The 13496-nt window shown below is 61.3% G+C and carries 14 protein-coding genes; 11 read left to right on the top strand and 3 right to left on the bottom strand.

Going from position 1 to position 13496, the window contains the following annotated elements; genetic code table 11:
• Positions 1–467: 467 nt before the first annotated feature.
• The 7 genes from amoC (at position 468) to AC0X69_RS03585 (ending at position 7956) form a co-directional block, all read left to right on the top strand.
• Positions 468–1238: a bacterial ammonia monooxygenase, subunit AmoC gene (amoC, locus tag AC0X69_RS03615; protein ID WP_482611377.1), complete on the top strand. Its 771-nt coding sequence runs from the start codon at positions 468–470 to the stop codon at positions 1236–1238.
• 274 nt (positions 1239–1512) lie between these two features.
• Positions 1513–2271: a bacterial ammonia monooxygenase, subunit AmoA gene (amoA, locus tag AC0X69_RS03610; protein ID WP_482611375.1), complete on the top strand. Its 759-nt coding sequence runs from the start codon at positions 1513–1515 to the stop codon at positions 2269–2271.
• A gap of 161 nt (positions 2272–2432) precedes the next feature.
• On the top strand, positions 2433–3695 hold the full coding sequence (gene amoB, locus AC0X69_RS03605) for a bacterial ammonia monooxygenase, subunit AmoB (protein ID WP_482611373.1): 1263 nt from the start codon (positions 2433–2435) through the stop codon (positions 3693–3695).
• A 432-nt stretch (positions 3696–4127) separates the two neighbouring features.
• A complete protein-coding gene (locus tag AC0X69_RS03600) occupies positions 4128–4742 on the top strand; it encodes a hypothetical protein (protein WP_482611371.1) in 615 nt (204 codons plus the stop codon).
• 63 nt (positions 4743–4805) lie between these two features.
• Positions 4806–5219 carry a copper resistance CopC family protein gene (locus tag AC0X69_RS03595; protein WP_482611369.1) on the top strand — a complete coding sequence of 138 codons (414 nt, stop codon included), beginning with the start codon at positions 4806–4808 and terminating at the stop codon, positions 5217–5219.
• A 111-nt stretch (positions 5220–5330) separates the two neighbouring features.
• On the top strand, positions 5331–7256 hold the full coding sequence (locus AC0X69_RS03590) for a c-type cytochrome (RefSeq protein WP_482611367.1): 1926 nt from the start codon (positions 5331–5333) through the stop codon (positions 7254–7256).
• 115 nt (positions 7257–7371) lie between these two features.
• Entirely contained in the window at positions 7372–7956 is a 585-nt protein-coding gene (locus AC0X69_RS03585) for a copper chaperone PCu(A)C (RefSeq protein WP_482611365.1), read from the top strand.
• Between the two features lie 136 nt (positions 7957–8092).
• Here AC0X69_RS03585 and AC0X69_RS03580 read toward each other — a convergent pair whose 3' ends face one another.
• Complete coding sequence (locus tag AC0X69_RS03580; RefSeq protein WP_482611364.1) at positions 8093–8326, bottom strand: hypothetical protein; 234 nt, start codon at positions 8324–8326, stop codon at positions 8093–8095.
• A 458-nt stretch (positions 8327–8784) separates the two neighbouring features.
• Here AC0X69_RS03580 and AC0X69_RS03575 point away from each other — a divergent pair, with 458 nt between their 5' ends.
• The 3 genes from AC0X69_RS03575 (at position 8785) to AC0X69_RS03565 (ending at position 11220) form a co-directional block, all read left to right on the top strand.
• Entirely contained in the window at positions 8785–9987 is a 1203-nt protein-coding gene (locus AC0X69_RS03575; RefSeq protein ID WP_482611362.1) for a pyridoxal phosphate-dependent aminotransferase, read from the top strand.
• Between the two features lie 179 nt (positions 9988–10166).
• Positions 10167–10715 carry an SRPBCC family protein gene (locus tag AC0X69_RS03570; RefSeq protein WP_482611360.1) on the top strand — a complete coding sequence of 183 codons (549 nt, stop codon included), beginning with the start codon at positions 10167–10169 and terminating at the stop codon, positions 10713–10715.
• Positions 10716–10752: 37 nt separating this feature from the next.
• Positions 10753–11220 carry a hypothetical protein gene (locus AC0X69_RS03565; protein ID WP_482611358.1) on the top strand — a complete coding sequence of 156 codons (468 nt, stop codon included), beginning with the start codon at positions 10753–10755 and terminating at the stop codon, positions 11218–11220.
• A gap of 29 nt (positions 11221–11249) precedes the next feature.
• Here AC0X69_RS03565 and AC0X69_RS03560 read toward each other — a convergent pair whose 3' ends face one another.
• Positions 11250–11843, bottom strand: coding sequence for a superoxide dismutase (locus AC0X69_RS03560; RefSeq protein WP_482611356.1), 594 nt, complete (start codon positions 11841–11843; stop codon positions 11250–11252).
• Positions 11844–12027: 184 nt separating this feature from the next.
• Positions 12028–12639, bottom strand: a complete 612-nt coding sequence (locus tag AC0X69_RS03555) for a hypothetical protein (protein ID WP_482611355.1) — start codon at positions 12637–12639, stop codon at positions 12028–12030.
• A 390-nt stretch (positions 12640–13029) separates the two neighbouring features.
• Here AC0X69_RS03555 and AC0X69_RS03550 point away from each other — a divergent pair, with 390 nt between their 5' ends.
• Positions 13030–13494 (top strand): hypothetical protein, encoded by a 465-nt coding sequence (locus tag AC0X69_RS03550; protein WP_482611353.1) that lies wholly within the window; start codon positions 13030–13032, stop codon positions 13492–13494.
• The last annotated feature ends 2 nt before the right edge of the window (positions 13495–13496 follow it).

Here is a 13496-nt window from a genome sequence, read left to right as displayed (position 1 = left end):
ATTTTATAAGCAGCTGTTTTTTAATATGTTCATCAGTACGTACGTCGTTCGCGCGCACATCGTTGCCCGTCTGATAGGGTAGTTATGACAACATCCCCTAGGGTTGCATTGGCTATTCGATAGATTGTTTTGCTCTATACCAAGGGGTATTGTGGTTAGGGGGGCGTTGTTGGAATTGTTGCGGCACGCTGAGCTGGGTCTGTTGTCTGCCCTTTCAAGGGGGCGGGTTTGGATTTTGGCTTAGGCGGCGACGTCGGTGTTCGTCCGATAACAACAAGCAGCCGGGTTCCGGGGATTCCGCGATTTCCGGGAAGGCTGCGGCAAGACAAGGGCGGGTTTGCGTGTTTTTAGCAAGAAGACGCGCTTTCGCTTTATGCAAGAAACGAGGACGAAGCGGCTCCGTTGTGGGAGGCGGAGCGATACCGGTCACGCGCAATTCCCTGGGAGCACATTAGGAGGAGAAAGGTATGAGCTCGACGACTGACACAGCAGCCCGGGCTGCTGCTGGCACGGAAGCTGTAGTTGACCTTAAGGGCATGTGGATTGGCCTTGCGGTTCTGAACGGCTTCTATCTTGTTGTCCGGATTTACGAGCAGATTTACGGCTGGCGCGCTGGCCTTGACTCGTTTGCTCCTGAATTCCAGACGTATTGGATGTCGATCCTTTGGACCGAGATCCCGCTCGAGCTGATCTCGGGCGTTGGCCTTGCCGGCTTCCTTTGGAAGACGCGCACGCGCGATTTCTCGACCCTGACGGCCCGCGAAGAGATGCGCCGGCTTGTGGTCGAGGTTCAGTGGCTGGTGGTTTACGCGGCCGCCATTTACTGGGGCGCGTCGTTCTTCACTGAGCAGGACGGCACCTGGCACATGACGGTGATTCGCGACACGGACTTCACGCCGTCGCACATCATCGAGTTCTACATGAGCTACCCGATTTATTCGGTTATCGCGGTTGGCGGCTTCTTCTATGCGAAGACTCGTCTTCCGTATTTCGCGAAGGGGTACTCTGTCGCGTATCTGATCGTGGCGATTGGCCCGTTCATGATCATCCCGAACGTCGGCCTGAATGAGTGGGGCCACACGTTCTGGTTCATGGAAGAGCTGTTCGTTGCGCCGCTGCACTGGGGCTTCGTGTTCTTCGGCTGGATGGCGCTTGGCGTGTTCGGCGTCGTGCTTCAGCTGCTGATCAACATTCAGCGTCTGATCGGCAAGGAAGGCGTCGCCCTCCTGACCGAGTAATCGAGACCCGCGCCGCCCGCTTCGCGGCGGGCGGCGTCACGGCTCTGAGCTTTCGCTAAAAGCAGAGATCTTCGCCTTTCGCTTTGTGAGCGTGGGTTGGGTTTCTGCGGCCTGGATCGGGGGTTTCGGTTAGGAGCCCTGGCGGGCGAAGGCTTTGAAGGATGCGGGCGGCGGGCGATCCGCCGTCCGGGCGCCGGCGGCGGGAAGGCTGCCGGGAGCCATAAGGAAAGAACTCGGGCTTTTACGGGTTCGAGAAACACCAAGGAGAAGAGTGATGTCACAATCGAAAAGCGGGGGGGCGGTCGGTCCGTTCAACTCCGTCGCTGAGGCGGCGGGTTGCGTCCAGACGGTCGACTGGATGCTTCTTGTTCTTCTGTTCTTCGCCGTTCTTGGCGGCTACCACGTCCACTTCATGCTGACGGCGGGCGACTGGGACTTCTGGGTTGACTGGAAGGATCGTCGTATGTGGCCGACGGTCGTGCCGATTCTGGGCGTGACCTTCTGCGCGGCGTCGCAGGCGTTCTGGTGGGTGAACTTCCGTCTGCCGTTCGGCGCGGTGTTCGCGGCTCTCGGCCTCCTGATTGGCGAGTGGATCAACCGCTACGTCAACTTCTGGGGCTGGACCTACTTCCCGATCAGCCTTGTGTTCCCGTCCGCTCTGATCGTTCCGGCGATCTGGCTTGACGTGATCCTGCTTCTGTCGGGCTCCTATGTGATCACGGCGATTGTTGGTTCGCTGGGCTGGGGTCTGTTGTTCTACCCGAACAACTGGCCGGCGATTGCGGCGTTCCACCAGGCGACGGAGCAGCATGGTCAGCTGATGACGCTTGCGGATCTGATCGGCTTCCACTTCGTCCGCACGTCGATGCCGGAATATATCCGCATGGTCGAGCGCGGCACGCTGCGCACCTTCGGTAAGGACGTTGTGCCGGTTGCGGCGTTCTTCTCGGGCTTCGTGTCGATGATGGTTTACTTCCTGTGGTGGTTCATGGGTCGTTGGTATTCGACGACCAAGATCATCGACACGATCTAAGCATCGTCGCTTGCTGCGGCGCTTTAAGAGGGGCGCCGCGGCGGCCTGCAAGGAAAGAAGAGCGGCGGACTGTGGCTGTTGGCTTTAAGTCCGCTGCGAGAAGCAAGACCGGTTGGCGCGCGAGGCGGCGGCCGGTGAAGAGGAACCTGGGAGGTTTATCGATGAAAAAGTTCGTCAAGCTCGCCGCGATTGGCGCGGCGGCGGCTGTGGCGGCGACCCTGGGAGCGGTTGCTCCCGCGTCGGCCCACGGCGAGAAGTCGCAGCAGGCGTTTCTTCGGATGCGCACGCTGAACTGGTATGACGTTCAGTGGTCGAAGACGACGGTGAACGTCAATGAAGAGATGGTGCTGTCGGGCAAGATCCATGTGTTCTCGGCCTGGCCGCAGGCGGTCGCCAATCCGCGCGTGTCGTTCCTGAACGCCGGCGAGCCCGGTCCGGTTCTGGTTCGCACGGCGCAGTTCATCGGCGAGCAGTTTGCGCCGCGTTCGGTGTCGCTGGTTCCCGGCAACGACTACGCCTTCTCGATCAACCTGCGCGGTCGTCGCGCCGGCCGTTGGCATGTTCACGCTCAGATCAACGTCGAGGGCGGCGGTCCGATCATCGGCCCCGGCCAGTGGATCGAGATCAAGGGCGACATGAAGGACTTCACCGATCCGGTGACGTTGCTTGACGGCTCGACGGTCGATCTCGAGACCTACGGCATCAGCCGCGTTTATGCGTGGCATCTGCCGTGGCTTGCGGTCGGCGCTGCGTGGATCCTGTTCTGGTTCGTGCGTAAGGGCGTCATCGCCTCTTATCTGCGCGTGGCCACCGGCAAGGTCGACGAGCAGGTGACGGACGACGACAAGCGCATTGGCGCGATTGTTCTCGCGCTGACCATCCTGGCGACGATCGTCGGCTACGCCGTGACGAACTCGACCTTCCCGCGCACGATCCCGCTTCAGGCGGGCTTGCAGAAGCCTCTGACGCCGATCGTGACTGACGGCACGGCGGGCGTCGGCAAGGAGCGCGTGTCGGCTGAGCTGAACGGCGGCGTCTACAAGGTCCCTGGCCGTGAGCTGACGATCAACGTCAAGGTCACGAACACGACCTCCGAGCCGCTTCGCCTTGGCGAATATACGGCGGCCGGCCTGCGCTTCCTGAACCCTGACGTGTTCACGACGAAGCCCGACTTCCCGGACTATCTGTTGGCCGACCGCGGTCTGTCGACGGACCCGACGCCGATCGCGCCGGGCGAGACCAAGGAAATCGCCGTGAAGGTGCAGGACGCGCGTTGGGACATCGAGCGTCTCTCTGACCTGGCTTACGACACCGACAGCCAGATCGGCGGCCTCCTGATGTTCTTCTCGCCGACGGGCCGCCGCTTCGCGGCCGAAATCGGCGGTCCGGTCATTCCGAAGTTCGTCGCCGGCGATATGCCCTAAGCGATACTGAAGAATTAGGACAAAAGCCCCCGGCCCAAAAAGCCGGGGGTGTTCTTTTTGAGGCGCCATCCCGCAAAGCGGCGAAGCGCGCGTGCGTGACGGCGTCACATCCTGCGCCGACTTTCTTTCGTCCTCCCGACCTTGCCAGTCGCGCAGCAGGCGCCATCCAGGAGGCTCTTGACCGGGCGCGAAATCCGCTGCGTTGCGGCGATTGAGCAGTGCGTCCTTTCGACGCAAATTCTCGGGCCGTTTTTGCTCGCGTCGATTTGTGCCATTTGTCAAAAGTAGAGCGAACGTTGAGCGGCTCGCGGCGATGCCGGTGAAATGACAAAAACAGGAGCCGCGCGCAAAAATCCGCTATAGAAGAGGCCGGCTCACAATACTCGCCGACAAGAGCGAAAGCCGTGCAATCAAATCAATCGAGGGGTGGAAATGAAGAAATGGCGTAGCCTCGCAGCCGCAGTTCTCGGCGCGCTTTTCTCTCTGGCTTGGACGGCGCCCATGCGGGCGTCGGAGGGCGGCGCCGGCCCGGAAGCGATGACGATGGGCAATATGTGCATGGTCATGTTCGGCTACGACATGATTCACATCACCGCCTATCAACCTGGCAAATCGCGCAGCGAATATTGCGCGGAAATCCCGTCGACCGGCCCGACGATTCTGGTGTTCGATATCGAGAATCCGACGTTCCGCGATATGCCGCTCGAGCTGCGCATCATCCGCGATCCGCTGACGCCGATCACCAAGGAGACGGATCTCGAGGCGCTGACCGAGGTCCATCGCCCGGCGACCAAATACACCAAGGGCACCTTCAATCTTGAACATGACTTCAAGAACAACGGCCATTACATCGGCTTCGTTACCCTGACGCGCCCTGACGGGTCGCAGGAGACGTCCGACTTCAAATTCACGGTCGGTGAAACGCTGTGGGCGTGGGTCCCGCAGATCGCGGGGACCGTGCTGATCGCGGGGATCGTTTTTGTGTATTGGAAGCACACGCATCCCTCCGGCAAGAAGAAGGACGCAGCCAACGCCACCGTGTCTTGAACGCGGGCGCTTGCATAAGCATTTCAAATCAAAACAGGAGGCGTTGGCCTCCGGGGAGACGCCATGAACAATGCTGAGAAGAGCTCGCCGGCGCGCGCGCGCCGGCACCCTGGAAGCAGCTTCGCCGCAGGCGGAGCTTTGGCCCTGGTTTTTGCGTTTGGCGGGAGTTCGGCGCTGGCGCATTCCTTCCTTGTCGACGCCACGCCTTCGTCCAAGGAGCACGTCACGGCGCCGCCGAAGACCATCAAGTTGCGGTTCGGCGGCGGCGTAGAGCCGCCTTACTCGAAGATCACCGTCGAGACGCCCGACGGAAAGGTGCTTGGAGAAGGGAATATCGGCGTTCCCGATAAGCCGCGCGAATTGTCCCTGAGCGCGCCAGAGCTCGCGCCTGGCAAATATATCGTGCGCTATCGCGTGCTCTCGACCGACGGGCACATTGTCGAGGGCAATTACGAATTCACCGTCGACGCGAAATAGGCGTGATGGGGCGAAAGGCGGCTCGCGGCTGGATGCGCCGCGCGCCGCTTCTATTCCGCACCCTGGCGCGGATGAGGAGATGAACGCCAGAGGACATCGGGCGAAAGAACAATGTATCTGTCTCTAGCGACGATCCGCTTCCTTCTCAGTCTGCCTTCGGCGCTCGCGGTCGGACTTCTGCTCCTGCCGCGTCTCGTCGGCGAAGACGGCGCGCGCTTCAAGCCGGCGGTGGCGGCCCTGGCCATCATCCGCGCCCTGCTGGGTTTCGCGCTGTTTTACGTCACCGCGGTCTCGATCTTTCCCGCCGATCGTCCGATCGAAGTCGGAACCCTCCGCGAGTTCGCCGTAAACACCACCGTGGGGAACGCGTGGATCGCGACGCAGCTGATCGCCTTCCTCTTTGCTGGCCTCGCGGGGGCGCGCCTCTTCTACGCTTCAGACTTGCTCGACCGGGCGACGCTGTGGATCGGCGTCGTGCTCGTCGCGGTCGTGTCGGTGACAGGCCATGCCGTCGACGACGGCTTGCCGCGTTGGACGCAGGCGAGCTTCCTTCTGCACACCGCCGCCGGTCTCACCTGGCTTGGCGGATTGCTCGGTCTTGTCTGGTGGATGTTCACGGCGCACGGCAAGCCGCCGGAGGCGGCGGCGCAGCTCGCCGAACGCTGGTCCTTCATCGCGAAAGTCGCCATGGCGATCGTCGCCGTCACCGGCTTTGCGATCGCCTGGGAGAATGTCGGCAGCATTCCGAATATGCTGGCGACGCCCTATGGCCGGCTGCTGACGCTGAAGCTCGTCTTGCTCTGCGCCGTGTTGCTCGCGGCGCTGGCGCTCGCCCGTTACATCACGCGACGTCCGGAAGGCGAATTCAACGTCGCCTGGTATACCAAGGTCGGCGCGGGCGAGTCGGTGTTCGGTCTGGCCCTGCTGGGGATCGCCGGTTACATCGCGGTCATCACGCCGGCTTCGCATGAAACCAGTCTTTATTGGCCGCTGCCGTTTCGGCTTTCCTACATCGCGACCTGGGGACAAAACCCCGCGATGTTCAGCGCGATCTGGTGGTGGGGCGTTGCGGGCGTCGCTCTTGCGATCATCGCCGCGCTGATCTGGTGGACGCCGAGCACCCGCCAGTATCGTCTCTATGCGACGCCCGCGATCTCCGCCGCCGCGCTCATCTCGCTCGCCGTGTCGTTTGCGACAGAGGCCTATACGGACACCTACGACGATCCGACGCAAGACTATACGGCTGAATCGGTGGCGCGCGGCTCCGCGCATTTTCAGGCGAATTGCGTCGCCTGCCATGGCGCGCAGGGCGAAGGCAATGGCCCGCTCGCCAAGGATCTGAAGAATTACCAGGGTATCCCCGTGCAACCCGCCGATCTTACCGCGCCGCATGTCGGCACGCACACGATTGGCGACATCTTCCACTGGCTGACTCATGGCGGTCAGACTGGGGTCATGCCGGGCTTCCGCGAGCAGCTCGACGTCGACGATCGTTGGGACGTCATCAACTTTCTGCTGATGATGTCCTATTCGAACCGTGCGCGCTTCATGAGCTCCCAGGCCATGATCCAATGGCTGATCGCCCCAGACTTCGCGCTGATCGATCCCGAGGAGAACGCAACTTCTCTTTTCAAACTCCGCGGCGTGCCGACGATGGTCTCCTTCGCGCGTTGCGGGTCGTCAAACGGCGATCCCCAAGCGCGCGCCACAAGCGTGAAGCTTGCGCATGAGGCGGCGAAGAGCGCCGGCGCCAATCATGTGACGATCTATGACGCCGCCTGTCCGCAGGAGGCGAAAGGTCGCGAGGCGGTGCATCCCAAGGCGGTCGAACTCGCCTATTCCGTGATCAACCGCTACCCCAACGAACTGCCGTCGGAGGAGATCGAAGAGGCGCATTTCGTCGTCGATCGTTCCGGCTACATTCGGGCGCGTTTCCGCTCATTCGCGGCTGACGACGGCAACGCCCAGAAACTGGCGGCGCTTGCCGCCGAATTCGCGCGCGAGCCACTGATCGAGATCAACCTTCACTCGCATTAGCGCGCCACATTGTCGCAAGCTCGGCGGGTCCGCGAGGCTATCGGACAGGCGCGTCCTTGGTCATGATGCCAATCAGGCCGGCGAAGAATAAGTCCGGCGCAGAAGGGAGAAGCAAATGCTTAAGCGGCGAGAATTTTTGCTGACCGGCGGGACCCTGCTGACCGGCGCGGCGCTGGGGCTGTTTAACGCGCGCAATTCGGCCAGCGCGCATGAATATGACGTCGGCAGTCTGAAGGTCGAACATCCCTGGCTTCGCGCCCCGGCCGACGGCGACAACAAGGCGCAATTCTTCGCGATGCTGCACAACAGCGGCGCGACGCCCGACAAGCTTATCGGCGTGAAGTCGGAGAAGTTCGGCGCGGCCGAGATCCATGGTGACGCCAAGAAACTCGACCTCGTCACCCCCATCCTGCTGCCGCCCAAGTCAAAGGTCACGCTCGCGCCCGGCGGCGTTTACGTCGCGCTCCTGGACATCAAGAAGCATCTTGAGGTGGGCTGGGGACTTGAGATGACGCTTGTCTTCGAAAAGGCCGGCGAGGTGGTGATCGACGCCGCGATCGACGCGCCGGACGCGGCGCATGCGCATGACGCCGAGGCGATGGAGCGCTGGCAGAAGGCGCACGGCCAGGATGCGGCCGGCCCGAAAGAGGGCGGCGCAGCGCACCATGATCATCACCAGCATCACATGGACAAGAAGTGATCCTGAGGACGCGGGTGGCCATCGCACACAAACAAGTCCGGCCGCCAGTAGGCGGCCGGTTGCTTGGCGTCAGGCATGAAAAAATTGCGCGCGTCGAAAGACGCGCGCTTTACCGTCGTTACGCAGATCCGGAAGTCTAGCGCTCTATCGTCACCAGCCGACCGGCAAAAACGCCGCCGTCGGTCGCGACAGGCGTCGCCTTCTGGACGGGCGAACCGATCGGCAGGGCGAAGCCGAGAACGAAGGCCGCCATCGCCATTGCGGCGACGAGAAGGAGCGAGACGCGAAACTGACGACGCGCTGAATCCCTGTCGAAGCTGCGCGTGAAGGCGGGCTCCATCTGATCTTCAAATTTGTCAACGAGCGACATTTTTCCTGATCCTCTCGCATTCGCCCTTGTGTAACGCTTGCGCCTCTCCCCAGGGCGCGCGCGCGATTGACTCGCGTCGCCGCGTTCTCAAGACAGAAACGAGGATGAGGTGAAAAAGTTGCATGACTCTTCGGAAATTTTATAAATTTTTAAGAGGTCAATGCGACTGGGTTAACACTTGGCAATATTGATTCGATCAAGTTGATTGAAATCTTGCCGGCACCTTTGCGCGATCCCATTATAAGTCGTTGTTTTTATAATTAAACCTCCTGTCGTGCAGCGTGGTTCACAAGCGCGGACGGCGACTGGTCCGAGGGCTGGACCGCGTTGAAATCGTCCCGAAGATTTCGTCGATCGTTAATGGCGTGACGCAGGCAGCGCAGTAAATCTCGTTGCGACACTTTCGCGCGCAAATTATGGTGCGGCGCACTATCCCCCTCCGCAGGAACTCTACTCACATGACCTTCCTCGCCAATGCCCTGTCGCGCGTAAAGCCCTCGGCGACGATCGCTGTGACGCAGAAGGCGCGCGACCTGCGCGCGCAGGGCAGGGAGGTCATCAGCCTCTCAGTCGGCGAACCCGATTTCGATACGCCGGAGCATATTTGCGCAGCCGCGAAGGCCGCGATCGATCGGGGCGAAACGCGCTACCCGCCAGTCCTGGGAATTCCCCAACTGCGCGAGGCGGTGGCGAAAAAATTCAAGCGTGAAAACGGCTTGGACTACAAGGCGTCGGACACGATCGTCGCCACCGGCGGCAAGCACATCCTGTTCAACGCTTTTCTGGCGACGCTGAACCCCGGCGACGAAGTCGTCGTTCCCGCGCCCTATTGGGTGAGCTATCCGGAGATGGTGGCGATCTGCGGCGGAGCGACGGTCTTCGTCGACACCCGCATGGAGGACGGCTTCAAGCTGCAGCCCGAGGCGCTGGAGCGCGCCATCACGCCCAAGACGAAGTGGCTGGTGCTGAATTCCCCCTCGAACCCTTCGGGGGCGGCCTACACGTTCGACGAGATGAAGAAGGTGACGGAGGTTCTCTTGCGCCATCCGCAGGTGCACGTCCTCACCGACGACATCTACGAGCACCTCGTCTACGGCGACTTCAAATTCGTCACGCCCGCTCAGGTCGAGCCGGCGCTGATGGAGCGGACGCTCACCATGAACGGCGTATCGAAAGCCTACGCCATGACCGGTTGGCGCATCGGCTACGCCGCCGGACCCAGCGCCTTGATCAAGGCCATGGATCTGCTGCAGGGGCAGCAGACGTCGGGCGCCTGTTCGATCGCGCAATGGGCGGCGGTCGAGGCGCTGGAAGGTCCGCAGGACCATCTCGCCGTGTTTCGCCAAGCCTTCCAGGAACGGCGCGACCTCGTCGTCTCCATGCTCAACCAGGCCAAATATCTGAAATGTCCCACGCCGGAGGGGGCGTTCTACGTGTTCCCTTCCTGCGCCGACGCCATCGGGCGCAAGACGCCCCAGGGGAAGGTCATCGAAACCGACGAGGACTTCGTGACCGAACTTCTGGAGACGCAGGGCGTCGCCGTGGTGCATGGCTCGGCGTTCGGGGTCGGGCCCAACTTCCGCGTCTCCTACGCCGCGTCGAACGCGCTGCTCGAAGACGCCTGCCGGAAGATCCAGTCCTTCTGCGGGAGGCTGGACTAGCGGACAATGCGTTGCGCATTGCGCGCGCCGTTCTAAACTGACGTCTGGCGCGTCAGGCGGCGGATCGCGCGCGAGCTTCGCCGGGAGAGCGATGTCTCGGCGCGGGGAGCGCGGAACCGGACTGCGAGCCCGTGGCCGGCTGGTCGACGGACCTCGCGCTCTTGCGGGAGACTTGCACCATGACGATTTTCGCTCTCGTTTTCCTCGCTCTCGTCAGCGCCCTGATCGCCTACGTCTCGTTCCTGCCGGATAATTTCCGCATCTCGCGTTCGACCGTCATCGACGCGCCGCCAGAAGCGGTCTTTCGGCACATCAACGACTTTCACAATTGGGTCGACTGGTCGCCATGGGCGAAGCTCGACCCCGATATGAAGGCCGAATATGGAGGGACGCCGCAAGGCTATGGCGCGACCTACTCCTGGTCCGGCGACAAGCAGGTCGGGGTCGGCCGGATGGAAATCGCCGAAAGCCGCCAGGGCGAACGCGTCCGCATCAAGCTCGAATTCAAGAAGGCGTTCAAAGCCAACAATGACGTGCAGTTCGATCTCAAGCCTTTGGGCGAGAACAGCACGGAGGTCACCTGGGCGATGTCCGGCCATCACGAATTCATGGGCAAGGCGATGTATAAATTTATGAACGTCGACAAAGCGCTCGGCGCGCAATTCGATCGCGGCCTCGCCGACCTGAAGCGGGTGGTCGAATCGCAGCCAAAGATCGCCGCCAGCTGACCTGCAAGATCAGCAGGAATCGCGGAGGGAGCCTTTGATGCTCTTTGGTCTGCAATTGGCGGCGGTGGCGAGCGTCGCGCTTTGCCTCGTTGCATCGGGCGCGCATTTTTTCGAACGCGCCAACAAGATGGCGCTTTCGCCGGGCGACTACTTGGTCGTTCAACAGATCTACGCGGGCTGGTCTTTTTTCGGGATCGCCGTCGTTCTCGCCTTGCTGACGACGCTGGCGCACACGATCGCCGTTCGCCGCAACCGCGCCGCTGCGCTGCTCTCCTTCGCGTCATTCGTGACGCTCATGGGGACTCAGGCGATCTTCTGGACCTGGACCTATCCGATGAACGTCGCGACGCAGAATTGGATCAGGATGCCAGCGGATTTCGGGGCGGCGCGACGGCAATGGGAAGATTCGCACGCGGTGTCGGCCGTGCTGGCCTTCGTCGCGCTTTTATTGCTTGTCGCCTCAGCGCTGATGCACAGTTCAAAAGATACGCGGCGCGCAACATAGGCGCGCCGCGTGAGAAAGGTTCGAATCCGCTACGCCGCGTCGAACATTTCCTCGACGTGCTCCCAATTGACGAGATGGTCGAGAAACGCCTTCAGATAGTCGGCGCGACGATTGCGATAATCGATATAGTAGGAATGCTCCCAGACATCGGCGACCAGGATCGGCGCTGCGCCGTAAATCAGCGGATTCTCGGCGTTCGGCGTCTTGCGAACGGCGACCTTTCCATCCTTCACTTCGAGCCACACCCAACCGGAGCCGAACTGCGCCAGGCCTTCCTTCTGAAACTCCTCGCGGAACTTGTCGACGGAGCCGAAGGAATCGATGATCGCCTTCTCCACCTTGCCGGGAATGGCTCCGCCGCCGTTGGGCTTCATCCACTTCCAATAGTGGTGATGGTTGTAGTGCTGAGCGACGTTGTTGAAGATCGGCGTGTTGCGGTTATGGGCGGTGACGATCACTTCTTCGATCGGCTTGCCTTCATATTCGGTGCCCTTGACCAAATTGTTGGCGTTGGCGACGTAGGTCGCATGATGCTTGTCGTGATGATATTCGAAGGATTCGCGCGAAAGATAAGGCTGCAAAGCGTCGTAGGGATAAGGCAGGTCTTCCAAGGTGAAGGACATAATTCTCTCCTGAATCGGTTAGACGAGCGTAGCCTGTCAGCCTCAGCTGCACGCGCTTAACTAGACCCACGCGCGGCGTGCGGCAATATCGCGATACCCTGAAACAGCGCCGCTATGTTCGCTTTTTGGCGACAAAAAAGCGTGGCTCGTCGCAGACGAAGCCACGCTGCAATGTTTGGGCCGCTCAGGCGATCGCGTCGCCGGTTTCCGCCTTCTTCTTTGCGCTGGCGCGCAGCGCCCACCACATGAATGCGACGAGCGAGAAGAAGCCGACGCCGTAGAGGATGTATTCAATCATTCCCCAGAAGGTATAAAGACCCACTGAGAACGGAAAACGCGAAACCCATTCATTGCCGATGTCGTCGCGCACTGTGACGATTCCGACGTAACGGCCCGCGTCCTTGAAGTCGTGTTCGAACGTCATGGTTCCGTTGCGGTAGACCTTCGGTTCGAGATAGGCGACAGTGATCGCGTCGAGGTTGGCCTTCTCCTTCTCCTCGCCGACGTCCTTGACGATGCGGATGCCGATCGCCATGTCGCGCAGATCAGGCGAAACGGCGGTGAGCGCGATCACGGTCGGGCCGGTGTTGGCGATATCCTCACAAAACTCAGCCTCTTCTCCGGAACGCTGATACCCGATGAAGTGCATTGTGCTCGGACCGATGCGCAGCACGCATTCGTCTTGCTCGAGCATCACGCCGCCATGCGCGAAAGCCGCCGACGGCGCGACGAAAAAAGCCGCGGCCGCGATCATTGCGCCGGCCAGCACGCCGCGCACGCCCTCTAGACTTGCCATCTACGATCTCCCCACGATTGCCGACATTCCATCCCGGGCCGCCAGCCGGCTCGCTTGGCCGTTGCAGGCGCTTGTCGGCGCTGTGACGATGACGTTTGTATTAGATGCAAGAATTACGATGCGACACCGTGACGCATATTTATGAATACTATTAAGTAATTGATTTAGCTAGATAAAAAATAATGTAACCCGCTGCGTAAAATAACTGAAACCACTATATATTGATGTTTCTATATGGAAACCACATATATCTAGGCCATTTTTCCGATGCAGGCGCGAGGGCGTCGCGTCGGCCAAGTATTTCTTCGAGGGATCGCCTTTCGCGTTCATCTGGCGATCAGCGCGGCTTGTGGTAGGTTCCAGCCCGGACAAACACATCGAAGGATGACGATGAGACGTTACGGGCTGGGCGTCACCTTGCTCGGACTCGCACTTGCGCTCTCTGGCGCCTACGGAATGTGGGCAGGCTGGGATTACATCCAGCTCGAGCGCGGTTGGAGCCTTTTCATCGCCGGCGCGACGGCGGTCTCGGGCGGCGTGGTCACAATTGCGCTCGGTCGGGCGATCGGCGTCATGGGACGCATCGCCGACCGAGCCCAAGCGACGCAGCCGAGCGCAGAGACCGAGTCACTCGCGGCGGCGTCGCTCGAAGCCGCGCCAGCGCCGCAACAGCCCGCGCCGGCGAAGCCTCCGCCGTCCGCAGAGCCGCCCGTCGAAGTGGACCGCTACGTCGCCGCCGGGTCAATCTATGTGATGTTTTCAGACGGGTCCGTGGAAGTGCACACCGATGGCCGCGCACGGCGCTATCCTTCGCTCGCCGCGCTTCGCGCCGACACAGGCGTCGGCGGCGGCTGACG

The organism is Methylocystis sp. Uni0008 (assembly GCF_056838045.1).
The sequence above is the reverse complement of the archived record's forward strand: the minus strand, read 5'-3'. Positions and strand labels throughout refer to the sequence as shown.